Source organism: Plesiomonas sp. PI-19 (assembly GCF_021368255.1).
Classification (GTDB): Bacteria; Pseudomonadota; Gammaproteobacteria; order Enterobacterales; family CAMTGL01; genus Plesiomonas; species Plesiomonas shigelloides.
The window spans coordinates 2,841,832-2,863,304 of record NZ_JAJNMQ010000001.1; the positions used below are offsets into that span (position 1 = coordinate 2,841,832).

General features: G+C 55.0%; 19 protein-coding genes. 10 read left to right on the forward strand and 9 right to left on the reverse strand.

All coding sequences use genetic code 11. From position 1 onward, the window contains the following. The first annotated feature begins 76 nt into the window (after nt 1-76). From hslR to pckA, 3 genes are all read left to right on the forward strand, one after another. Entirely contained in the window at nt 77-493 is a 417-nt protein-coding gene (gene hslR / locus LQ901_RS12660; protein ID WP_010862799.1) for a ribosome-associated heat shock protein Hsp15, read from the forward strand. Between the two features lie 29 nt (nt 494-522). Then, nucleotides 523-1,404 (forward strand): Hsp33 family molecular chaperone HslO, encoded by an 882-nt coding sequence (hslO, locus tag LQ901_RS12665; protein ID WP_152135395.1) that lies wholly within the window; start codon nt 523-525, stop codon nt 1,402-1,404. A 148-nt stretch (nt 1,405-1,552) separates the two neighbouring features. Next, entirely contained in the window at nt 1,553-3,181 is a 1,629-nt protein-coding gene (pckA, locus tag LQ901_RS12670) for a phosphoenolpyruvate carboxykinase (ATP) (RefSeq protein ID WP_233672304.1), read from the forward strand. A gap of 538 nt (nt 3,182-3,719) precedes the next feature. Here pckA and LQ901_RS12675 read toward each other — a convergent pair. Then, the gene (locus tag LQ901_RS12675; RefSeq protein WP_233672305.1) at nt 3,720-6,086 is read right to left on the reverse strand and encodes a Tex family protein; all 2,367 of its coding nucleotides are present in this window, start codon (nt 6,084-6,086) and stop codon (nt 3,720-3,722) included. A 154-nt stretch (nt 6,087-6,240) separates the two neighbouring features. Between LQ901_RS12675 and greB the strand changes: the two genes are divergently transcribed. From greB to envZ, 3 genes are all read left to right on the forward strand, one after another. Then, a complete protein-coding gene (gene greB, locus LQ901_RS12680; RefSeq protein ID WP_010862804.1) occupies nt 6,241-6,723 on the forward strand; it encodes a transcription elongation factor GreB in 483 nt (160 codons plus the stop codon). Nucleotides 6,724-6,883: 160 nt separating this feature from the next. Then, nucleotides 6,884-7,603, forward strand: a complete 720-nt coding sequence (gene ompR, locus LQ901_RS12685; protein WP_010862805.1) for a two-component system response regulator OmpR — start codon at nt 6,884-6,886, stop codon at nt 7,601-7,603. Beyond that, a complete protein-coding gene (gene envZ / locus LQ901_RS12690) occupies nt 7,603-8,973 on the forward strand; it encodes a two-component system sensor histidine kinase EnvZ (RefSeq protein ID WP_010862806.1) in 1,371 nt (456 codons plus the stop codon). The genes ompR and envZ overlap by 1 nt, the downstream gene beginning before the upstream one ends. A gap of 122 nt (nt 8,974-9,095) precedes the next feature. On the opposite strand, the gene LQ901_RS12695 is transcribed toward envZ, so the two are convergent. Beyond that, nucleotides 9,096-9,530, reverse strand: coding sequence for a hypothetical protein (locus LQ901_RS12695; protein WP_139800018.1), 435 nt, complete (start codon nt 9,528-9,530; stop codon nt 9,096-9,098). Nucleotides 9,531-9,559: 29 nt separating this feature from the next. After that, nucleotides 9,560-10,339, reverse strand: coding sequence for a pimeloyl-ACP methyl ester esterase BioH (bioH, locus tag LQ901_RS12700; protein WP_233672306.1), 780 nt, complete (start codon nt 10,337-10,339; stop codon nt 9,560-9,562). Nucleotides 10,340-10,417: 78 nt separating this feature from the next. Between bioH and LQ901_RS12705 the strand changes: the two genes are divergently transcribed. Beyond that, nucleotides 10,418-11,155, forward strand: coding sequence for a hypothetical protein (locus LQ901_RS12705; RefSeq protein WP_072038632.1), 738 nt, complete (start codon nt 10,418-10,420; stop codon nt 11,153-11,155). 72 nt (nt 11,156-11,227) lie between these two features. After that, nucleotides 11,228-11,806, forward strand: coding sequence for a Fe-S biogenesis protein NfuA (nfuA, locus tag LQ901_RS12710; protein ID WP_010862810.1), 579 nt, complete (start codon nt 11,228-11,230; stop codon nt 11,804-11,806). An 80-nt stretch (nt 11,807-11,886) separates the two neighbouring features. On the opposite strand, the gene dinF is transcribed toward nfuA, so the two are convergent. From dinF to LQ901_RS12725, 3 genes are all read right to left on the reverse strand, one after another. Continuing rightward, nucleotides 11,887-13,221 carry an MATE family efflux transporter DinF gene (gene dinF / locus LQ901_RS12715; RefSeq protein ID WP_256855455.1) on the reverse strand — a complete coding sequence of 445 codons (1,335 nt, stop codon included), beginning with the start codon at nt 13,219-13,221 and terminating at the stop codon, nt 11,887-11,889. A gap of 221 nt (nt 13,222-13,442) precedes the next feature. Continuing rightward, nucleotides 13,443-14,069 carry a transcriptional repressor LexA gene (gene lexA, locus LQ901_RS12720; protein WP_010862812.1) on the reverse strand — a complete coding sequence of 209 codons (627 nt, stop codon included), beginning with the start codon at nt 14,067-14,069 and terminating at the stop codon, nt 13,443-13,445. Between the two features lie 72 nt (nt 14,070-14,141). Then, nucleotides 14,142-14,501, reverse strand: a complete 360-nt coding sequence (locus LQ901_RS12725) for a diacylglycerol kinase (protein WP_010862813.1) — start codon at nt 14,499-14,501, stop codon at nt 14,142-14,144. Between the two features lie 209 nt (nt 14,502-14,710). Between LQ901_RS12725 and plsB the strand changes: the two genes are divergently transcribed. Next, the gene (gene plsB, locus LQ901_RS12730; protein ID WP_233672307.1) at nt 14,711-17,152 is read left to right on the forward strand and encodes a glycerol-3-phosphate 1-O-acyltransferase PlsB; all 2,442 of its coding nucleotides are present in this window, start codon (nt 14,711-14,713) and stop codon (nt 17,150-17,152) included. A 178-nt stretch (nt 17,153-17,330) separates the two neighbouring features. Here the strand turns inward: plsB and ubiA are convergent, their stop codons facing one another. Together ubiA and LQ901_RS12740 are read right to left on the reverse strand one after the other, a co-directional pair. After that, the gene (gene ubiA, locus LQ901_RS12735; protein WP_010862815.1) at nt 17,331-18,191 is read right to left on the reverse strand and encodes a 4-hydroxybenzoate octaprenyltransferase; all 861 of its coding nucleotides are present in this window, start codon (nt 18,189-18,191) and stop codon (nt 17,331-17,333) included. Next, nucleotides 18,185-18,778, reverse strand: coding sequence for a chorismate lyase (locus LQ901_RS12740; RefSeq protein ID WP_064977095.1), 594 nt, complete (start codon nt 18,776-18,778; stop codon nt 18,185-18,187). Before LQ901_RS12740 ends, ubiA begins: the two co-directional genes overlap by 7 nt. 116 nt (nt 18,779-18,894) lie before the next feature. Here LQ901_RS12740 and LQ901_RS12745 point away from each other — a divergent pair, with 116 nt between their 5' ends. Beyond that, nucleotides 18,895-19,317 (forward strand): flagellar basal body-associated FliL family protein, encoded by a 423-nt coding sequence (locus LQ901_RS12745; RefSeq protein ID WP_010862817.1) that lies wholly within the window; start codon nt 18,895-18,897, stop codon nt 19,315-19,317. Between the two features lie 222 nt (nt 19,318-19,539). On the opposite strand, the gene glpD is transcribed toward LQ901_RS12745, so the two are convergent. Next, nucleotides 19,540-21,048, reverse strand: coding sequence for a glycerol-3-phosphate dehydrogenase (gene glpD, locus LQ901_RS12750; RefSeq protein ID WP_064977094.1), 1,509 nt, complete (start codon nt 21,046-21,048; stop codon nt 19,540-19,542). Nucleotides 21,049-21,473: the final 425 nt, after the last annotated feature.

A 21,473-nucleotide genomic window follows, 5' to 3' on the forward strand; every position in this document is an offset into this window, starting at 1 on the left:
AACCACACAGAATTGGGTTTACGCCGCAAGACGTGTGATAATTCCAACGTTGTTTTCAGCTGCTGCAGGATAACGCATGAGCGGAAAATCAGCCCCCTGTGAGGGCAATAAGTCGATCCGGCTCGACAAATGGCTGTGGGCCGCGCGGTTTTACAAAACCCGTGCGATGGCTCGCGAAATGATCGATGGCGGAAAAGTGCACTACAACGGTCAACGCAGTAAACCCAGCAAACTGGTGGAACTGGGTGCCACCCTCACCCTGCGTCAGGGACTGGATGAAAGGACGGTGGTGATACGGCAATTGAGCGAACAGCGCCGCGGCGCGCCTGACGCCCAATTGATGTATCAGGAAACGGCGGAAAGTGTGCAAAAGCGTGAACAGCAAACGCTGGCTCGTAAGCTCAATGCCCTGACCATGCCGCATCCGGATCGCCGGCCGGATAAAAAAGAACGGCGCGATCTGATCCGATTCAAATACCGTGAGTCCGACTAATCCCGGCTCACTATCACTGAGAGAGCCTTATGCATAATCACGATCAACTGCATCGTTATCTGTTTGATAAAGTATCCGTCCGCGGTGAGCTGGTACGGGTGTCTGAAACCTACCGCCGGATGCTGGATAACCACACTTACCCGCAGCCGGTGCAAAAGCTGCTGGGCGAGATGCTGGTCGCGACCAGCCTGCTGACCGCGACGTTGAAGTTTGAAGGTACCATTACCGTGCAACTGCAAGGTGACGGTCCGCTGAAACTGGCGGTGATCAACGGTGATAACAACCAACAACTGCGTGGCGTAGCGCGTCTGCAAGGCGAGATCAGCGATGACATGAGCCTGCATCAGATGATTGGCCAAGGTCACTTGGTGATCACCATTACGCCAGAGCAAGGTGAGCGTTATCAGGGCATCGTGGCACTGGAGGGTGAAACGCTGGCCGAATGTCTGGAAGCGTACTTCGCCCAATCCGAACAGCTGCCAACCCGTCTGTTCCTGCTGACCGGTGAGTACCAGTCACAAACAGTGGCTGGTGGTATGTTGCTGCAGGTATTGCCTGACGACAAAGGCCAAGCGGAAGAGTTCGAGCATTTAAGCCAACTGACGTCAACGGTCAAAGCCGAAGAGCTGTTTGGGCTGGATGCCGAAGAAGTGCTGTATCGTCTGTATCACCAAGAAGAAGTAACGGTTTATCCGGCACAAGACGTAGTTTTCAAGTGTACCTGTTCAGCTGAACGTTCTGCCGCAGCCATTTTGACTGTTGATCCTGCAGAAATTGAGCAGATCCTCGCAGAAAACGGCGAAATCGATATGCATTGTGACTACTGCGGCGCACATTATCGGTTTGATGCGATGGATATTCAGGCACTACGAAACGGATCACACATAAATTCATCTAATCAGCTACACTGATCACAAGGCGGGAACATTCCCGCCTTTTCTTTGGTTTTTCCCCAGAAATAATAACAAAAATTTGAAGAGGCTCGCTGTCTCGATTAAGCACAACACTAATATGGTTATTAGTTGATGAGGATTTATCCAATTACAAAGGAGCTGAAAGATGAGCGTATTAGAGGTAGAAAGCCCAATCGCCTTAGATCTGGCCGCTTACGGCATCAAGGATGTCAGTGAGATCGTCTACAACCCGTCCTACGAACTGCTATTCCAAGAAGAAACCCGTTCCGATCTGTCCGGCTATGAGCGTGGCGTCGTCACCGATATGGGGGCTGTTGCCGTTGATACCGGGATCTTTACCGGTCGCTCACCGAAAGATAAATTCATTGTCCGTGATGACACCACCCGCGACACCATCTGGTGGGCGGATCAGGGCAAAGGCAAAAACGACAACAAAGCGATTTCCCCGGAAGTGTGGCATGACCTGAAAGGTCTGGTCACCAAGCAACTGTCCGGCAAGCGCCTGTTCGTGGTCGATGCCTTCTGCGGTGCCAACCCAGATACCCGTTTGAAAGTCCGCATCATCACCGAAGTAGCCTGGCAGGCGCACTTTGTGAAAAACATGTTCATTCGCCCCAGCGCGGAAGAGCTGCAAGATTTCACACCGGACTTCATCGTGATGAACGGTGCCAAGTGCACCAACCCACATTGGAAAGAGCAAGGCCTGAACTCAGAAAACTTCGTGGCGTTTAACCTGACCGAACGTATCCAGCTGATTGGCGGTACTTGGTACGGTGGCGAGATGAAGAAAGGCATGTTCTCGGTCATGAACTACCTGCTGCCGCTGCAAGGCATTGCTTCTATGCACTGCTCAGCCAACGTGGGTGAGAAAGGCGATGTTGCGGTCTTCTTCGGCCTGTCCGGTACCGGTAAAACCACGCTGTCGACCGATCCGAAGCGTCGCCTGATTGGCGATGACGAGCACGGCTGGGACAACGATGGGGTGTTCAACTTCGAAGGGGGTTGCTACGCCAAGACCATCAAGCTGTCGGAAGAAGCTGAGCCGGACATTTTCCATGCCATCAAACGCGATGCGCTGCTGGAAAACGTCACCGTGCGTGCCGATGGCTCGATCGACTTTGATGATGGTTCGAAGACCGAAAACACCCGTGTTTCCTACCCGATTTACCACATCCAAAATATCGTGAAGCCGGTATCCAAAGCCGGACACGCTAACAAGGTGATCTTCCTGACGGCGGATGCGTTCGGCGTGCTGCCACCGGTGTCTAAGCTGACCCCAGAGCAAACCAAGTACCACTTCCTGTCTGGCTTTACCGCCAAACTGGCCGGTACTGAGCGGGGCATCACCGAGCCAACCCCAACCTTCTCTGCCTGCTTCGGCGCGGCCTTCCTGACACTGCACCCAACGCAGTATGCCGAAGTGCTGGTGAAGCGTATGGAAGCAGCGGGCGCGCAAGCCTATCTGGTCAACACCGGCTGGAACGGTACTGGTAAGCGGATCTCCATCAAGGATACCCGTGCCATTATCGATGCCATTTTGGATGGTTCAATTGAAGCGATGCCAACACAGCATCTGCCAATTTTCGATCTGGAGATGCCAACCGAGCTGCCAGGTGCCGACAGCAACATTCTCGACCCGCGTGATACCTACGCAGACGTGAATGAGTGGGAGCACAAGGCCAAAGATCTGGCACAGCGCTTTATCACCAACTTTGATAAGTACACCGATACCACAGAAGGTGCTGCGCTGGTGGCTGCCGGTCCTCAACTCTAATGTTCTGACTCCTCCTCACCAACGGGCCTACGGGCCCGTTTTTTTTCGCTGCAGCAACTTCATTCATTTTTAATGAACGTTAAGTTAACTTTATTCAAATATCATCAACGAAAGTTCTGGCTTATGCTCTTTAGCACTGAACGTTGAAGGTTAAAAGGAGTCAGCTTATGCAAGATTTTATTATCGGAATTATGCTGGCCGTGCCCTGGGCACTTCTGTTTATCGTCGCCTTCTGGTGCTTCGCTCGCATCGATAAACACGATATCCAAGACCGGTAAGCTTTCAGTAATACCATTCAGTTCTATTGGCTAGTTCATTTTGTATGTTGGACAACACCGCTCGGCTTGAGCGGTTTTTTTTTGCCGATCACCCATCCTCTCCGCTCGACCTTGCGGGTGAACGGCCACCACATACCGCGCGACACCGCGCACCAGCCGCCCTATAACGCACAACAGGGAGCCGCAGCTCCCTGTTGTTTTTTTCTGGCCTTTACGCCAATTTTGGCGTCAGCCATAACATATGACAGCGTACGGCAAACTTAGCGTTTTTTCCCTAACGCCGCCGCCAAAGCATCACTCATGGCACTATTACCGGCACTGTTCCCCGCGCCACCACGACCGTTATGCGCGCGATGGTTGCCCTGATTCACGCCGCGATTACCGCCACGGGCATTGCGCTCCGCAGGCTGGCCGTTACCGGCCGAAGCCGGGGCACTACGTCGGTTGCTCTCACCGGGTTGCTCATCTAAACGCATGGTCAGGGCAATACGGCGACGCTCAAGGTCAACTTCCAGCACTTTGACCTTCACGATATCGCCAGCTTTGACCACCGTATGTGGATCTTCCACAAATTTGTTCGACAGCGACGAGATGTGCACTAAGCCATCTTGATGCACCCCGATATCGACAAACGCACCGAAGTTGGTGACGTTGGTGACGGTGCCTTCCAGAACCAAACCGGCCGACAGGTCTTCCAGCGTTTCAATGCCCTCGGCAAAGACGGCGGTTTTAAACTCCGGACGCGGATCGCGACCCGGTTTTTCCAGCTCACGCAGGATATCGGTCACCGTCGGTAGACCAAATTGTGCATCGGTAAACTGCGAAGCTTGCACGCCGCGCAGCGTCTCGCCATTCCCCATCAACTCACGGATGGTCAAGCCGGTGGCAGCCAAGATACGCTCCACCAGCGGGTAGGACTCAGGGTGCACCGTAGAGGCATCCAGTGGGTTTTCCCCGTCATTGATACGCAAAAAGCCGGCGCACTGCTCAAAGGCTTTCGGCCCTAAGCGCGGGACATCCAACAGCTGGGCGCGGCGGGCAAAGCGGCCATGTTGGTCACGATATGCCACCACATTTTGCGCCAGCGTTTTGCTCAAACCGGCCACTCGGGTCAGCAGTGCCACTGAGGCGGTGTTCAAGTCTACGCCGACGGCGTTCACACAGTCTTCCACCACCGCATCCAGACGGCGCGCCAGCTGACTTTGCGAAACATCGTGCTGATATTGGCCAACACCAATGGCTTTCGGCTCGATTTTCACCAGCTCGGCCAACGGATCTTGCAGACGACGCGCAATTGACACCGCGCCGCGCAGTGACACATCCAGATCCGGAAACTCCAGAGCCGCCAGCTCGGAGGCAGAATACACCGACGCACCGGCTTCACTGACAGTGACTTTCTGCGCGTGGATCGCAGGGTAACGCGCCAGCATCTCGGCGGTAAAACGATCGGTTTCCCGCGACGCCGTGCCATTACCGATGGCAATCAAGGCCACCTGATGTTTCAGGCACAGTGCCGCTACTACTTGCAGCGCTTTTTCCTGCTGACCGGTGTGCGGATACACGGTTGCGGTATCCACCAGCTTACCGGTGGCATCTACCACCGCCACTTTCACCCCGGTACGCAAACCCGGATCCAGACCCATCGTGGCTTTGGCACCGGCTGGCGCGGCCATTAACAAATCATTGAGGTTACGGGCGAACACATTGATAGCTTCCGCTTCCGCCTGCTCACGCACGCTGGCCATCAACTCGGTCTCCATATGTAACAGAATTTTGATCCGCCACGCCCAGTTGATGACCCCTTGACGCCAACTGTCAGCCGGCGCCGTGCCCAAACGCACCTGATAGTGCTCTGCAATCAGGGTTTCACAATAGCTTTGACGAATGCCTTCGTCTTGCTGCGGATCGGCATTCAAGCTCAGTTGCAAAATGCCTTCGTTGCGACCACGGAACATCGCCAGCGCACGGTGTGACGGCACCTTGGCAATCGGTTCATGGTGGGCAAAGTAATCGCGAAACTTGGCGCCTTCCTCTTCTTTGCCGCTCACCACTTGCGCCACCAGATCGGCGTTCTGCCACAGATACGTGCGGATCTTGTGCAGCAAGGCAGCATCTTCAGCAAAACGCTCCATCAGGATATAACGGGCACCATCGAGCGCCGCTTTGCTGTCAGCCACGCCTTTTTCAGCATCGATATACGCCTGCGCCGCTTGCTCTGGATCTTGCTGTGGGTCTTGCCACAACAGATCGGCCAAGGGCTCCAGCCCCGCTTCGATAGCAATCTGGCCACGGGTACGGCGTTTAGGTTTGTACGGCAGGTACAGATCTTCCAGCTCGGTTTTATTGTCGGCAGCCAAAATAGACTGCTCCAGCGCCTCACTGAGTTTGCCCTGCTCACGAATTGATTTCAGAATGCTCTGACGGCGATCATCCAGTTCACGCAGGTACAACAGGCGGGTTTCCAGATTACGCAGTTGGGTATCGTCCAGACCGCCGGTCACTTCCTTACGGTAACGGGCGATAAAAGGAACCGTATTCCCTTCATCCAGCAGCCGGATCGCTGCCGTCACCTGCTCCGGGCGGGCATTCAGCTCGCCGGCAATCACATGGCTCATCGGTGTATTCATAGGCAGACTCAGATTCATCCTATTATTTTGAGTAACAGCCGACTTTTATACGTTTGTGCGTGGCAAAATACCAGCTGTCCGTATGCAGAAACCGGCCCAGATCAGGGTTGCGCGCCTGTACAGTTCACGAATCCGGAATAAGACCACCATCGTAATGGCAAAAGCACACTATATTACCCGTGAGGGCTGGATGGCCCTCGATCAAGAACTCAAATACCTGTGGAAAGTCGAACGACCGCAAGTGACCCAAGCGGTTTCCGAAGCGGCGGCCATGGGCGACCGTTCGGAAAACGCCGAATACATCTATGGCAAAAAGCGGTTACGGGAAATTGACCGCCGGGTACGCTTTCTGAGTAAACGCCTCGATGAACTGAAAATCGTCGACCCAAGTCCTCAACAAGAGGGCAAAGTGTTCTTTGGTGCTTGGGTGCGACTGGAAAATGATGCCGGTGAAGAGAAGGTGTACCGCATTGTCGGCGCGGATGAGTTTAACCCAGCCAAAAACTGGATCTCGATTAACTCACCGGTAGCGCGCGCCTTAATCGGCAAAACGCTGGATGATGAAATTGAAGTGATGACCCCGTCCGGCGTGGCCAGTTATCTGGTGCTGGAAATCAGTTATCAGCCGCTGGTTTAACCAGCGTTCTCAACATCAGGAGTTAGATGGAATTTGTAACAATTTCCGGTACGGGAATTTGGCGAACTTGCATACAATAACGGAAGTGATTGTTTTATGACGACGCACACCCTGCTTTCCCGCATTCCCGTGTGATCAACTAGCCTTTTGGAGTATGACTATGCAAGAAAACCACAAGATCCTCGTGGTCGATGATGACATGCGCTTACGTGCCCTGCTGGAACGTTACCTGACTGAACAAGGTTTCGTGGTTCGCAGCGTGGCTAACGCTGAGCAAATGGATCGCTTACTGGTGCGGGAAAGTTTCCATCTGATGGTACTGGATCTGATGCTGCCAGGTGAAGATGGTCTGTCAATTTGCCGTCGTCTGCGTAGTCAGGATAACAATATCCCGATCATCATGCTGACCGCCAAGGGCGATGAAATTGACCGCATCGTGGGTCTGGAAGTAGGCGCGGATGACTATCTGCCAAAACCATTTAACCCGCGTGAGCTGCTGGCACGTCTGCGTGCGATTTTGCGCCGTCATACCACCGAGCTGCCAGGCGCGCCGTCACAAGAAGAAGCGGTGATCGAATTCGGGCCATTCCGCCTGAATCTGGGTACCCGTGAAATGTTCCGCGGCGACGAAGCGATGCTGCTGACCAGCGGCGAGTTCGCGGTATTGAAAGCACTGGTGACTCACCCACGTGAACCGCTGTCCCGTGACAAGCTGATGAATCTGGCCCGTGGCCGTGAATACAGCGCCATGGAGCGTGCCATCGACGTACAAATCTCCCGCCTGCGTCGCATGCTGGAAGAAGATCCGGCTCGTCCTCGCTACATCCAGACCGTATGGGGCCTGGGTTATGTGTTCGTACCGGACGACCATAAAGCATAATGTTCAGACTGTTGCCGCGAAGCACCTTCGCTCGCACGCTGCTGATGATGGTGGTGTTGCTGCTCATTTGCATGCTCACCACCTACATGGCAGTGATGAACTTTGCCATTCGTCCCACCGTCTCGCAGTTTAACCGGATGGTGGCTTATGAAATCAAGTTGGCTGCCAAAATCGATAAACAGGCCTCTCCGCATGTGCGACAGATCCTGCGTAACGAGCTGGCGGCCGATCTGGATATTCAGCTGTACACCGAACAAGAAGCGATGAAAATGGGACTGGCAAATGCCGGTCATTATCCGTTTTTAGATCGCGAGTTCAGCCGTCTGTTTAATAAGCAGGTGGATGTGCGGCTGGAAACCGGCTCCGAGTTCTTCGTACTCTGGCTACATGACCCAACCGATGCCGACAGCGATCTGTGGTCGCGTATTCCGCTGATTGAGCTGCGCCAAGAAGCCTTTGCACCGCTGTTCCGTTACATCTTTGCCATTTTCCTGCTGATCTTGGCCGGTGCGTGGGTGTTCATTCGCCTGCAAAACCGTCCGTTAGTGGAGCTGGAAAAAGCCGCGCTGCGCGTGGGTCGGGGTGAATACCCAGATGAGCTGCCGGAGCAAGGGGCCTCGGAAGTGCGCTCGGTGATCCACTCATTCAACGTGATGAGCCGTGGGATTAAAGCGCTGGCACAAGACCGTAACCTGATCCTGGCGGGGATTAGCCATGACTTGCGTACCCCGCTGACTCGCATCCGTCTGGCGACCGAGATGATGAGTCCGGAGGATGATTATCTGTCGGAGTCCATCAATAAAGACATTGATGAGTCGAACGAAATCATCGGCCAGTTTATCGACTTTTTGCGCGCGCAAAATGGTGATATGCCGACCGAGCCGTTTGATCTGAACCATTTGGTTAGCGAAGTGGCCACTGCCGAAAGCACTGAAGATCACATGATTAATGTCGATCTGTCGCACGAGGTGTTGCTGTGCAACATCCATCCGCTTTCGATTAAGCGCGCGATTGCCAATATCGTGACCAACGCCATCCGCTATGGTAACGGCATGATCAGCATGAGCAGTGGTGTGGATGACAAAGGTTGGGTCTGGGTTCAGGTGGAAGATAACGGCCCGGGGATTGCCGAAGCCGATCAGGAAAAACTGTTCCAGCCTTTCGTGCGCGGCGACGAAGCGCGCGGTAGCAGCGAAGGCTCCGGACTGGGTTTATCCATCCTAAAACGGATCATCGATGCCCACCACGGCAGCATTACGCTCGGTCGCAGTGCTACGTTGGGTGGTTTGTCGATGCGTATTTCTCTGCCCCGCGTGCATGAGCAAGATGCGATGACCAAATCGGTACAATCCGCCAAGAAAACCAGTTAAACCGGCTAACGGCAGTAAGCCGATCGCTGGGCAACACGCTCTCTCGCCTCCCTTCCTAATTGTTAGGTTGGGAGGTTTTTTTTGCTGTTTATCGCTGTAGATGCGCCAAGATAGGTAGCGAATTAGGTTTTGGTACGAAAGGTGGCTTTCGGGCGCGGATGCACCGAATACCAGTAACGGCACACAATCACTTTGCCGTGCAGCGCCATTTGACGATTCACCGCGGTCAGGGCATTGGGAAACGGTGGATAGAACAGCGGACACTCCTCTTTGGTCTCCCACTGCCCTTCAATCAACGCTTCGCCTTCCGACTCCAGCAATACTGGCTCGGGCTCTGTGGCATGCTCTTCCCCGTCGTGGCCATCGGGATCATAGGGCAGTAACTCGCCCTGTTCATCATGCTGGTCAATACCACGCTGATGCGGCGCCGCTTCGGTGGGCGCCGTCTGCGGGATACGCTCACGGACCTGATTGTCATGCCCTGCCTGTTCAGTCGGCGGGTTCACCGAGGTGGGCAGAACCGAAACTGCCTGATGGGTCGGGCTGACATTCATCACCTGCGTATGCTTCCGTGGTTATAAAACAGTTATCCGGGCTGGCTGGACGAGCAAAATGCCTCGATCAGAGCAGCACAGTCGCGCGGCTGCGCAATAAAAGGTGCATGAGCCGATTCAGTCAGGATCTGCGCCTGAGACTGCGGCCAATAGCGACTGACACCGTCCACCACCTGCTGTGGAACCAGTGCGTCGAGCCGCCCATAAATGCGCAGCGCCGGCATACTCAAGCCAGCCAGTAACGGCCTATGATCTGTGTCGGCCAGCAGATCCAGACCTTTAGCCAGAACCTCGGTTGACGGTGCGGGAAGTGCCAATACCGCCTCTTTTAACCAACGGGTGTCTTGGCGTGCACTGCGCGTACCGAGTGTTTGCAGCGCCATAAAACCACTCACCGTCTTGGCATAATCGGTGGCCAGTTGCTGGCGAAAATCAGCCAGTACCGCCGGCTTGATACCACGCCACCCTTGCTCAGCCACAAAACGGGGGGATGACGCTAAGGTGATTAAACCGCTAACCCGTTGCGGCGCTTGCAGCGCCACTTGCGTGGCCACCAAGCCGCCGAGTGACCAACCAAGCCAAATCGCCTGTTCCGGGGCGTGTGCCAGCAAGGTCTCAGCCATCTGCGCCAGATTCAAGGCGGGGAAATCCTGACTACGGCCATAGCCGGGCAAGTCCACCAAATGCAGGCGAAATTGCGAACCTAATTCCGCCACCAACGGCTGCCAAACAGCGCTATTCAGTCCCCAACCGTGCAACAGCACAAGATCGCGCGCTCCCGTACCTTGTGTCTGCCAGAATAGTCCTTGCATGCTCTACACTCGTTCGATGATGAGATAATCTGCGCCCATGCGATGAATGCCATGGACGCACCTAACCGGAGCGCGGTGATGCGCCAGCCTGTGTTTACCTGGCCAACCTTACGCTGGCCGCGCTTGAGTCTGCCGCTGCAGCTCAATGCGCCCTGTTTGTTATGCCAACAGCCGCTGTTTCGTGCCGCGGATGCGATTTGTTATCGCTGTCACCACGATCTGCCCAGCACGCGCTGGCCTTGTCCACAATGTGGTTTGCAGCGCAGCGCCGCCAATGGGCCCTGTTACCGTTGTCAAAACACAACCCCTCCGTGGCATTCGCTCGTGGCCGTCAGCGATTATTGTGCGCCGCTCGATAAGCTACTGCACCGCTTTAAATACCGCGGCCAATTCTGGCTGGCAACCCCACTGGCGCGATTATTGTTGTTGGCCTTACTGGCCGAGCGCCGCACACGCCCCAGCCCATGGCCCGATTTGCTACTGCCAGTACCGCTGCATCGCCAACGTCAATGGCGGCGAGGTTTCAACCAAACAGCACTTCTGGCCCAGCCGCTGTCACACTGGCTGCAAATCCCGCTCGATTCAGACGTACTGATACGTTATAAGGAAAGTCAGGCCCAGCATACGTTGGGACACACCGAGCGCCAGACCAATGCCCAGCACAGTTATGCCGTGACGCGTCCTCTAACCGGACTGCGGGTTGCCTTGCTGGATGATGTGGTGACCACCGGTGCGACCATTCAGGTACTGAGCCAAATGCTGCTGGCACAGGGCGCGGCCGAGGTGCAGATCTGGTGTCTATGTCGGACACAGTAAGCCTCTACTCAGTGCCGATGAAAAGGTGTATGATGATTAACCAAGTAAATGAGTCAACTATTGGGACCCGCCATGATCCGCATTACTGATGCTGCACAAGCGCATTTCAGCAAGTTGCTAGCGCAACAAGCTGAAGGCACGAATATCCGTGTTTTTGTTGTTAATCCGGGCACGCCGAATGCAGAGTGCGGCGTTTCCTACTGTCCGGCAGATGCCGTGGAGATCAATGATACCGAGCTGAAGTTTGACGGTTTTTCCGCTTACGTCGATATCATGAGCGCCCCGTATCTGGAAGACGCCGAAATTGACTTCACCACTGACCAATTAGGCTCGCAGCTGACCTTGAAGGCACCGAATGCCAAGATGCGCAAAGTGGCCGACGATGCACCACTGGCTGAGCGCGTTGAGTATGTGCTGCAGTCGCAAGTCAACCCGCAACTGGCGGCGCACGGTGGCCGGGTGTCACTGGTGGAAATTACTGCTGACGGCTTTGCTATTGTCCAGTTTGGTGGCGGTTGCAATGGCTGCTCGATGATTGATGTCACCTTGAAAGAAGGCATCGAAAAAGAGCTGCTGGCCCAGTTTAACGGCGAGCTCAAAGGCGTGAAAGACATCACCGAGCACCAGCGCGGCGATCACTCGTTCTACTGATCCCGTTAAGCCTATCGAGTGCGCCAACAGGGCGCACTCATCTTATCTAGCTATTATCTGGCTGTTATCTGCCAGTTTTATCAGGCCGACATGCCTAACGCTGGCAGTAACACCCGCCGACGGTAGTACTCCAAACTCACACCACGCAATAGCAAAAACACCAACAGCGCCAGCCACAAACCGTGATTGCCCCACAGCGGCAAGGCCAGCCAAACCGTGAGTAGATAACCACTTCCGGCAATTAGCATGCTGTTACGCATCTCGCGTCCGCGCGTCGCGCCGATAAAAAGGCCATCCAGCAAATAACAGCCCATGCCCACTAGCGGCAACAACCACAGCCAAGGTAAAAACACCCGCGCTTGCGCGCGCAGTGCCGGCAAGCTGGTCAGCATATCGATCAACCACGTACCGCACAGCAGGTAAGCGCTGCTAAACAGCAAAGCGACCGCCAACGCCTGCCGACAGGCGGCGCGCCACATCAGTTGCAGCTCGCGGGTATTGCGCGCCCCAATGGCATGTCCAGCTAAGGCTTCCACCGCATAGGCAAAACCGTCCAGCGCAAACGCAGTGAAAGTCAGGAAGTTCAACAGCAGTGCATTGACCGCCACTACCTCAGCGCCCAAACGGGTGCCCAGCACCGTAAACGCAGCAAAGCACAGTTGCAGCACCAACGAGCGCAAAAAGATATCGCGGTTTAAGCCCAATAAACGGCGCAATCCAGCTGACCAACACTGCCAACCGGCACGCAAACTCACGCCGCTTCGGCGCAGGTAATAGCGCACTAACCCTAATCCCAGCAGCAAAGTCAGGTACTCGGCGCACACGCTCGCCCAAGCCGCGCCGCGCACTTGCCAACCGGCATACCATACCAGATAGATATCCAGCACAATGTTGAGCAGATTGCCCCACACCAACAACAAGACCGGCGCTTTCATGTGCTGCATGCCGAGCAACCAGCCCAGCAGAACCAAATTGGCTAAGGTCGCTGGCGCCGCCCAAAAACGGATCGCAAGATAACTGTGCGCCTGCTGTGCCAACTCACCTTGTGCGCCGCTGAGCTGCAAACCCCACGCGGTGAGCGGAGTACGCAGCAGCCATAAACCCAGACCAATCAGTAACCCCAACAACAGCGGTTGCAGCAACGCTCGCGCGATCGCCGTTTGGTTATTCGCGCCGTAGGCCTGCGCGGTCATGCCGGTGGTGCTCATACGTAGGAAATTGAACATCATGGTGATAAAGGTGATCACCATGCTGCCAACCGCCACCGCCGACAGATATACCGCATTATCCAGATGCCCCATAACGGCGGTATCCACCAACCCCAGTAAAGGTACGGTGATATTAGACAAGATCATCGGCAGTGCTAATTGCCACAAGCGCCGATCGACCGCAGAAAACCAAGAGAACGTCACCACAACAGGTACCTATTAACCATCCATACATCATCAATCAAGGCGCGGCTCGGGATACCGCAAAATTTTATGCACCAACTTTAATCCCCACAGGCTGAGCCATTACGCCCAACCCCAAAAACGCAGTATCCAGGTTCTTGGACACATAAAAAAACCCGCCGTAGCGGGTTTTTAGCATATCACTGTTATGCACGCGATTATCGCTTCGCCTGTAAGTGGCGCTATCACATCCAATCGCTATTGCGGATCACGCCCACCGCCAGACCTTCAATGGTCAATGACTGGGTGCGCAAGTCCACGACAATCGGAGCGAACTCTTCGTTCTCGGCATGCAGCAGCACTTCATTGCCACGTCGCTCTAAGCGCTTCACGGTGACATCATCTTCCACCCGCGCGACCACGACTTGACCATTACGCACATCTTGCGTTTTATGCACGGCCAGCAAATCACCATCGAGGATGCCGATATTTTTCATCGACATACCATTAACGCGCAGCAGGAAATCAGCACTGGGCTTGAACATGGCCGGATCGACCTGATAATGGCCTTCCACATGTTGCTGCGCCAAAATCGGCTCACCGGCAGCCACACGGCCAATCAGTGGCAAGCCATCATTGGCGGCCTCTTCTTCTGCCAGTTCCGCTAACAGACGGATCCCGCGCGATGCGCCCGCCACTATTTCAATGGCACCCTTACGCGCCAGCGCTTTCAGGTGTTCTTCTGCCGCGTTCGGCGAGCGAAAACCCAGATCACGGGCAATTTCAGCCCGAGTCGGCGGCATGCCCGTTTGCTCGATATGATCACGGATCAGATCGTAAACCTGTTGCTGTCGTTCGGTCAGTGGCTTCATCGTCTTATCCTGTCTGTTTATACAGTCATACTGGCAGTATATACAGGACTCGGGCGGTTGAAAACCCCGCAATCACCAAGGCCAAAGAATAATTCCCCACACCAGCGGTACCAGCACTAACGCCACGAAAACCGCCGCCGAACCCATATCTTTAGCGCGCCCGGCCAGCTCATGGTATTCATCACCAATCCGATCCACCACCGCTTCTACCGCGCTATTGAGCAACTCGGCGATCAGCACCAACGCCACCACCATGATCATCAACACCCGCTCGATTGCGGTTACCGGCAGAAAGAAGGTCACCGGAATGAGGATCAGCGCCAAAAACACCTCTTGCCGAAACGCCGCCTCGTACTGAAACGCCTGCCGAAATCCCTGCCAAGAATAAATGGCGGCCTTATACACGCGTTTGAAGCCAGTATTTTTCTGCATCTTGGTTTTCATCCTATGCTTGTACAAGCTACGTTGACCACCATCCGGTGGGGCATATTGTTATCGGGAATAATCCTAGCGAAAAGCGCCGATCACGTGGCTATCCTGTCGCCAATTGCGCCGCCAGAGACGGACATCACGCGTGCAAACAGATCTTACCAGTGATTTCTGGTATCCTTGCTCGGTTGTATTGACGTTGAGGCCCCACCATGTCCGGTTGGAAGCGTATTTATCACAAATTTCTCGATCTGCCGCTGTCATTGCTGGTTAAAAGCAAGCTGATCCCGGCCGATCCGATCCAAGAGCTGCACATCGATCCGGCACGGCCGATCCTGTATGTGCTGCCGTACAAATCTGATACTGATTTACTGACCCTGCGCCGCTACTGTCTGGCTCAGCATCTGCCTGATCCTTTGGCACCGCAAACCTTAAACGGCAAGACGCTGCCAAGCTACGTGTTTATCGACGAGCGCCCACGGGTGTTCAAAAGCCGCGCGCCAAAGCAAGAGTCGATCACCTTATTCCACGACTACCTGAACCTGCACCGCCAAGATCCTGAACTGGATGTACAGATGGTGCCAGTTACCGTGTTGTGGGGCCGCGCGCCGGGCCATGAAGGCCGCATGGAATTACCGCAACTGCGCCTGCTCAACGGCATTCAAAAACTGTTCGCCGTGCTGTGGCTCGGTCGCGACAGCTTCGTGCGTTTTTCTAACTGCGTTTCGCTGCGCTACATGGCCGACCAACACGGTACTGACCAAACCATCGCCCAGAAACTGGCGCGTGTGGCGCGGATCCACTTCTCGCGCCAGCGCTTAGCGGCTTCTGGCCCACGTTTGCCGGATCGCAAAGCGCTGTTTAACCAACTGCTGCACTCCAAGGCCATCGAAAAAGCGGTGGCTGACGAAGTCAGCAATAGCAATATCTCGCCAGAGAAAGCCAAGCAAAAAGCCATCGGCATGATGGAAGAGATCGCCGCCAACTTCTCGTATGAGCTGGTGCGGATTGGCGATCGTTTCCTCGGCTGGCTGTGGAACCGCCTGTATCAGGGCATCAATGTGGAACATGCCGAGCGAGTCCGTAAGCTGGCGCAAGACGGACACGAGATTGTGTACGTGCCGTGCCACCGCAGCCACATGGACTACCTGCTGCTCTCGTACGTGCTCTATCACCAAGGTTTGGTTCCGCCGCACATTGCCGCTGGGATCAACTTGAACTTCTTCCCTGCTGGGCCAATTTTCCGCCGCGGCGGTGCCTTTTTCATTCGCCGCAGTTTCAAAGGCAACAGACTGTATTCTACGGTATTTCGTGAATATATGGCGGAGCTTTTTGCACGCGGTTATTCGGTGGAATACTTTATTGAAGGTGGCCGTTCGCGCACCGGTCGTCTGCTGGAGCCGAAGACCGGCACCTTGAGTATGACCCTGCAAGCCATGCTGCGCGGTTTGCAGCGCCCCATCTCGATCGTGCCGGTGTATATCGGTTACGAGCACGTGATGGAAGTCGGCACCTATGCCAATGAACTGCGCGGGGCGGCCAAGGAAAAAGAGAACCTGCTGCAGGTGATTCGCACCCTGCGCAAACTGCGCAATTTGGGTCAAGGTTATGTGAACTTCGGTGAGCCAATCCCGTTGGTGCCGTACCTGAACCAGAACGTGCCGCAGTGGCGCGATGCAATCGATCCGATTGAACCACAACGGCCTCAATGGCTGGCCCCAACGGTCAATGATATCGCCCACCAGATCATGGTGCATATCAACAACGCTGCCGCTGCCAATGCCCTGAACTTGACCGCCACCGCGCTGCTGGCGTCGCGTCAGCGTGCATTGACGCGGGCGCAGCTGTTAGAGCAGCTGGAGTGCTACCAGCAACTGCTGAAAAACGTGCCGTACTCCAGCGAATGTACCGTACCGAATCAGACGCCAGAAGAGATGCTGGCACATGTGATGACGCTGGATAAGCTGCAAGTCGAGCACGACAGCTTAGGTGACATCATGCTGCTGGATCGCAAACAAGCGGTGCTGATGACCTATTATCGCAACAACATTCAGCACATGCTGATGTTGCCAGCCTTGGTAGCCAGTGTGGTGATTTGCCAGCAGCGCGTGACGCGCGAGCGCATTCACAACACTGTCAGCGGCTTGTATTCGCTGATCCAAGCGGAGCTGTTCATGCGCTATGACGCCGCCGAGCTGCCAGCACTGACCGAGCAGATCATTGCCGAGCTGCTGCGCCAGCAACTGATTTGTGCCGATGGCGATGAATTGCTGCTTAACAACGCGCGCATCCGTCCACTGCAACTGCTGGCTGCAGGAGTGCGTGAAGCACTGCAACGCTACGCCATCACGCTGGCACTGCTAAACACTGACCACAACATCAGTCGCGAAGCGCTGGAAAGCGAAAGCCAGCTGATTGCACAGCGTCTGTCAGTACTGCACGGCATCAATGCGCCGGAGTTCTTTGACAAGGCGGTGTTTGCGGCGCTGGTCAACACGCTGCAAACCTTGGGCTGCATCGATAACGAGCAGCAGGTGGTGACCGATAAAGTCGCCGCGCTGCATGCGCTGCTCAGCCCACAGTTATCGCCAGAAGTGCGCCTGACGATCGACAGCGCTGTCAGTGTGCGTCTGAGTACGCCTGCGGCGGAATAAGCTCGCAGGGTGTTGGCCTAGTGTGGCGTGACCGAGTGGCCTAACGAGGCCATGACTCGGCCATCTCGCCACCACAAAAAAGGACGTCCCAAGGGACGTCCTTTTTTATATCGCTCACCGAGCGCTTGCTCTGTTTTTTTAGTTCAAGGCACTCGTCGAAGAGGCAAAGATAACCGACTCAATGCAGCAGATAACTTGAGGCGATGCCGCAAAACAGCACCATCCCCACATAGTTATTATTCAAAAAGGCCTGAAAACAGGCATCGCGCTCGCGCTCTTTAAGCAACTGCTGCTGATAGACAAACAGCGCCGCACAGGCCAACAGTGACCAGTAATACAAGCTGCCCAGCTGACTTAAAACGCCAACCAAGACCAGCAATAACAAGGTCGCCAGCTGCAGCAAGCCGATAATCAACTTATCAAAACGGCCAAACAAGATAGCAGTGGATTTGATGCCAATGCGCAAATCATCATCCCGATCGACCATCGCATATTGGGTGTCGTACGCCACCGTCCAGCAGATGTTCGCCAGCAGCAGCAACCAGCAACTCAGGGGCAGCAGATTCATCTGCGCGGCAAACGCCATCGGAATTGACCAGCCAAATGCCACCCCCAGCACCAGCTGTGGCAGGTGGGTAAACCGCTTCATAAACGGATAGACCGCCGCCAATGCCAGCGCCACCAACGAGAGCACGATGGTCAGGCTATTCAGGGTTAAGACCAAGACAAACGCCAGAGCGACCAGCGCCACAAACAGCCAGCGCGCTTCAGACGGACGCACATCGCCACTCGGTAACGGACGGTTCGCGGTGCGTTTCACATGACCATCAAAGTGACGATCGGCATAATCATTGATGACACAACCGGCAGCGCGCATCACCACCACGCCCAGCACAAACACCAGCAAGACTGGCCAGTTCGGCTGTCCTTGCGCGGCCAGCCATAAAGCCCACAAGGTCGGCCACAGCAGCAATAAGGTGCCGATCGGCCGGTCCATTCGCATCAGACGCCAGTAAGCGCTCAGTTTCTCCCTCAGCATGAGCTTCTCTCCCTTTGATAAACCGGTGCCGACGGTAAGAAAACCTCCGTCACCGATAAATACTGCGGCCCGTGGCACAACGAGGAACGGCGCGCCAACAACGGCGAGCGCGCAGATAACGATAACGCTTGAGCCACCGCCAAAGGCAAGCAGACCCAACTGTGCTGTAATTCCCGGCGCTCAATCCCTGGCGCCCGAAACAGCAACTCGCCAATCGGTGTTTCACCGATCGCCCGCAAATCCATCCCCTGATGCTCAAGCATCGATAATGGGATCAAGGTGCGCGCATAAATCCACGGCTCGCCATCGCCACACAAAATCACTTCCCGCAACCAGAGCGAGCACTCGCCGGGCGGTAAAGGAATCTGCTCGGCGGCCGCTAACTGATCCAGAGTGACGATGCCCTGAAAGCCGATTTTAACCTGCAATTGTTGGCAATGACGGCGTAAATGCTGCGTCATCGATCCGTTATGCAGCACCCAGTCCGCCTGCTGCGGTGTGAGGGCATGCGGATCGGCAGACTGCCATGTTGCCTCTAGCGCATTACCCCGCGCCCAAGGGGAAAAGGTGGTGGCCAGCAAACTCATGATTATCGTCGTGCGTGATTAAGCGGCCTGCCACAAAGACGGCCGTTTTATTTTTCATTATTCTATCAGCTAACGGTACGATTTCCGTTAACAGATGTACACAGATAGGTTACGCCATGTTCAAATCCGCTCAGATTATCCGCGCGTTATGCTTTGCTTTGTTGCTCGGTCCGGCTCTGGTACAAGCCGCTGAAGAGTCGGCGGTGGCGCAGGCCTCTCCCTACCAATATCTGCCACTTGGCGATGATATTGTGACCAACTACCAGACCAACGGTAGCCAACTGGGCTTTTTACGGGTCAGCGTCAGTCTGATGGTGGCCAATCAAGCGGCCAAAGACAAGGTAGCACTGCACGAGCCGCAAATCCGTGATGCGCTGATCTGGATTTTGAGTGCACAGGATGAAAATCAGGTTAAATCGCTGAATCTGCGGGAAGCAACACGCAAAGCCTGTCTAGAGAAGGTCAATGCGCTGCTGCAAAAAGAGCTGGGCGAAAAGCCGGTGCTCGATGTGCTGTTTACCACCTATATCTATCAGTAAGACGTGCTGCGCACGGGTTAGCACTAATAACATCTGCACTCAGTAAAGCGCTGACATAAAAACGGGCGATCGCGCAAAATGCCATCGCCCGTTGGTGTACCCTGTTTGCGCAGTCTTATCGCATGGCACAGGCGTTCTTTTGGACTTCGCCAATGCCTAAGAACAGATAAGAGGCTATGCTTAGAAACTTATGTTTAGAAGCTTATGCTTAGGCGCTTATGCTCAGGCCACCGCAGACAGTTTGCCCTGCTTATCCAGCCACTCGGCCAAGTACGCTTGCTCTTCACCGGTCAGGAACATCCCCAGCTTGGTACGGCGCCACAATATATCTTCTGCCGTCTGCGCCCACTCTTGCGTTTGCAGGTAACGGATCTCGGCCTGATACAGATCATGGCCAAAATGCTGCCCCAACTCTTCCAATGACTCCGCGCCACGCAAAATCTGGCGGCTACGCGCCCCATAGGTGCAAGCATAGCGATACGCCATGTCAGCCGGTAACCACGGATAATCGCGACACAAGGCTTCGCTATACTGACGACGATCCATGCCCATCTCACCACCAGGCAATACACTCTGCGCCGTCCAATCAGGCCCCATCTCTGGGAAGTACGGCTGTAACCGGTGCATCGCCGCTTGTGCCAGCTTACGATAAGTGGTCAGCTTGCCGCCAAACACCGATAGCAACGGCGCTTTGCCCGACCAATCGGCCAATTCCAGCGTGTAATCACGGGTCACTGCTTGCGGTGAATCGGACTCATCATCACACAACGGACGTACACCGGCATAATGCCAGCGCACATCCTCACGGCGCAGTGGCGCGCTGAAATGGCGGTTATAGACCCCGAGCAGGTAGTCGATTTCGCTTTCATCAATCTGCACCGCGCGTGGATCGCCGTGGTATTCCACATCAGTGGTACCAATGATCGAGAATTTATCCAGCCACGGGATCACAAACACAATCCGGTGGTCTTCGTTTTGCAGGATATAAGCCTGTGGGCCGCTATTCACCCGTGGCACCACGATGTGGCTGCCTTTAATCAACCGAATATTGCGCGGGGAGGCCGCCTGCAAGCTGTCATCAAAGAACTGTTTTACCCACGGGCCGGTAGCATTCACCAGTGCACGCGCCCACCACACGCGGCGTTCACCACTGGCGTGCGGACCGCGTTGCTCAGTCTCCACCCGCCACAAGCCATTCTCACGCTTCGCGCTCACAACCGCGGTGCGGGTCAGCACCTGACCGCCTTTTTCCACCACCTGACGGGCATTAGCCACCACCAGACGCGCATCATCCACCCAGCAGTCGGAATATTCAAAACCGCGCCGTAAATCGGGCTGCAAACCATCTTGCGCCGCAAAACGAATACCGCAGCTGCCCGGCAGCGTGGTGCGCTTGCCCAGATGGTCATATAAAAACAGGCCCGCGCGGATCATCCACGCCGGACGCAAATGAGGCTGGTGCGGCAGACGAAAACGCATCGGAAATGCCAGATGCGGAGCCATTTTCAGCAGCACTTCGCGCTCGGCCAGCGCTTCGCCCACCAAACGAAACTCGTAGTGCTCCAGATAGCGCAGGCCGCCATGGATCAACTTAGAGCTGGCTGACGACGTGGCACCGGCCAGATCTGCCGCCTCGCATAACACCACCGATAAGCCGCGTCCTGCTGCATCCGCCGCAATACCGGCGCCATTAATCCCACCGCCGACTACCATCAGATCGTTGATTTCCATTGCACTCATACCACAGCCTCAAATGTTCGTTATCACGCAAAAATGAGTGTATGCGAAAATATCGCGCGCAGCAATAAGATAACAAAAACAAAACAACCGTATAAAGATAAGGGTTTTTCACTGACGGCATTAAACCGCAACTATGCCGCTATCCTCTGCTATGCAGTAACGTCAGGCGGGGCACGATTCAGCAGCGCGGTACCTAGTTATGACGCGTAATTTCGTGACCGCCTATCCAATAAGTGTAATCTGAACAGCGAGATAGCGCGCAGCGCGTACAGGGGAATTTATTCTCCAACTTAGCCGCCGAGTTTGATCGTTGGCCATGTGCTTAAGCAATGAGCCTAAGCAATGCACCTAAACGTAGGGAGACTGCGAGTCGCGCAGAAATAAAAAATCCGGCCCGAAGGAGCCGGATTGAGAGA

Coding starts and splice junctions, on each gene's coding strand:
- pckA (WP_233672304.1), top strand. CDS start 1,553: ATGAGCGTATTAGAGGTAGAAAGCCCAATCGCCTTAGATCTGGCCGCT.
- hslO (WP_152135395.1), top strand. CDS start 523: ATGCATAATCACGATCAACTGCATCGTTATCTGTTTGATAAAGTATCC.
- lexA (WP_010862812.1), bottom strand. CDS start 14,069: ATGAAGCCACTGACCGAACGACAGCAACAGGTTTACGATCTGATCCGT.
- LQ901_RS12725 (WP_010862813.1), bottom strand. CDS start 14,501: ATGCAGAAAAATACTGGCTTCAAACGCGTGTATAAGGCCGCCATTTAT.
- nfuA (WP_010862810.1), top strand. CDS start 11,228: ATGATCCGCATTACTGATGCTGCACAAGCGCATTTCAGCAAGTTGCTA.
- hslR (WP_010862799.1), top strand. CDS start 77: ATGAGCGGAAAATCAGCCCCCTGTGAGGGCAATAAGTCGATCCGGCTC.
- greB (WP_010862804.1), top strand. CDS start 6,241: ATGGCAAAAGCACACTATATTACCCGTGAGGGCTGGATGGCCCTCGAT.
- ompR (WP_010862805.1), top strand. CDS start 6,884: ATGCAAGAAAACCACAAGATCCTCGTGGTCGATGATGACATGCGCTTA.
- ubiA (WP_010862815.1), bottom strand. CDS start 18,191: ATGCTGAGGGAGAAACTGAGCGCTTACTGGCGTCTGATGCGAATGGAC.
- LQ901_RS12705 (WP_072038632.1), top strand. CDS start 10,418: ATGCGCCAGCCTGTGTTTACCTGGCCAACCTTACGCTGGCCGCGCTTG.
- plsB (WP_233672307.1), top strand. CDS start 14,711: ATGTCCGGTTGGAAGCGTATTTATCACAAATTTCTCGATCTGCCGCTG.
- bioH (WP_233672306.1), bottom strand. CDS start 10,339: ATGCAAGGACTATTCTGGCAGACACAAGGTACGGGAGCGCGCGATCTT.
- glpD (WP_064977094.1), bottom strand. CDS start 21,048: ATGGAAATCAACGATCTGATGGTAGTCGGCGGTGGGATTAATGGCGCC.
- LQ901_RS12675 (WP_233672305.1), bottom strand. CDS start 6,086: ATGAATACACCGATGAGCCATGTGATTGCCGGCGAGCTGAATGCCCGC.
- envZ (WP_010862806.1), top strand. CDS start 7,603: ATGTTCAGACTGTTGCCGCGAAGCACCTTCGCTCGCACGCTGCTGATG.
- LQ901_RS12745 (WP_010862817.1), top strand. CDS start 18,895: ATGTTCAAATCCGCTCAGATTATCCGCGCGTTATGCTTTGCTTTGTTG.
- LQ901_RS12740 (WP_064977095.1), bottom strand. CDS start 18,778: ATGAGTTTGCTGGCCACCACCTTTTCCCCTTGGGCGCGGGGTAATGCG.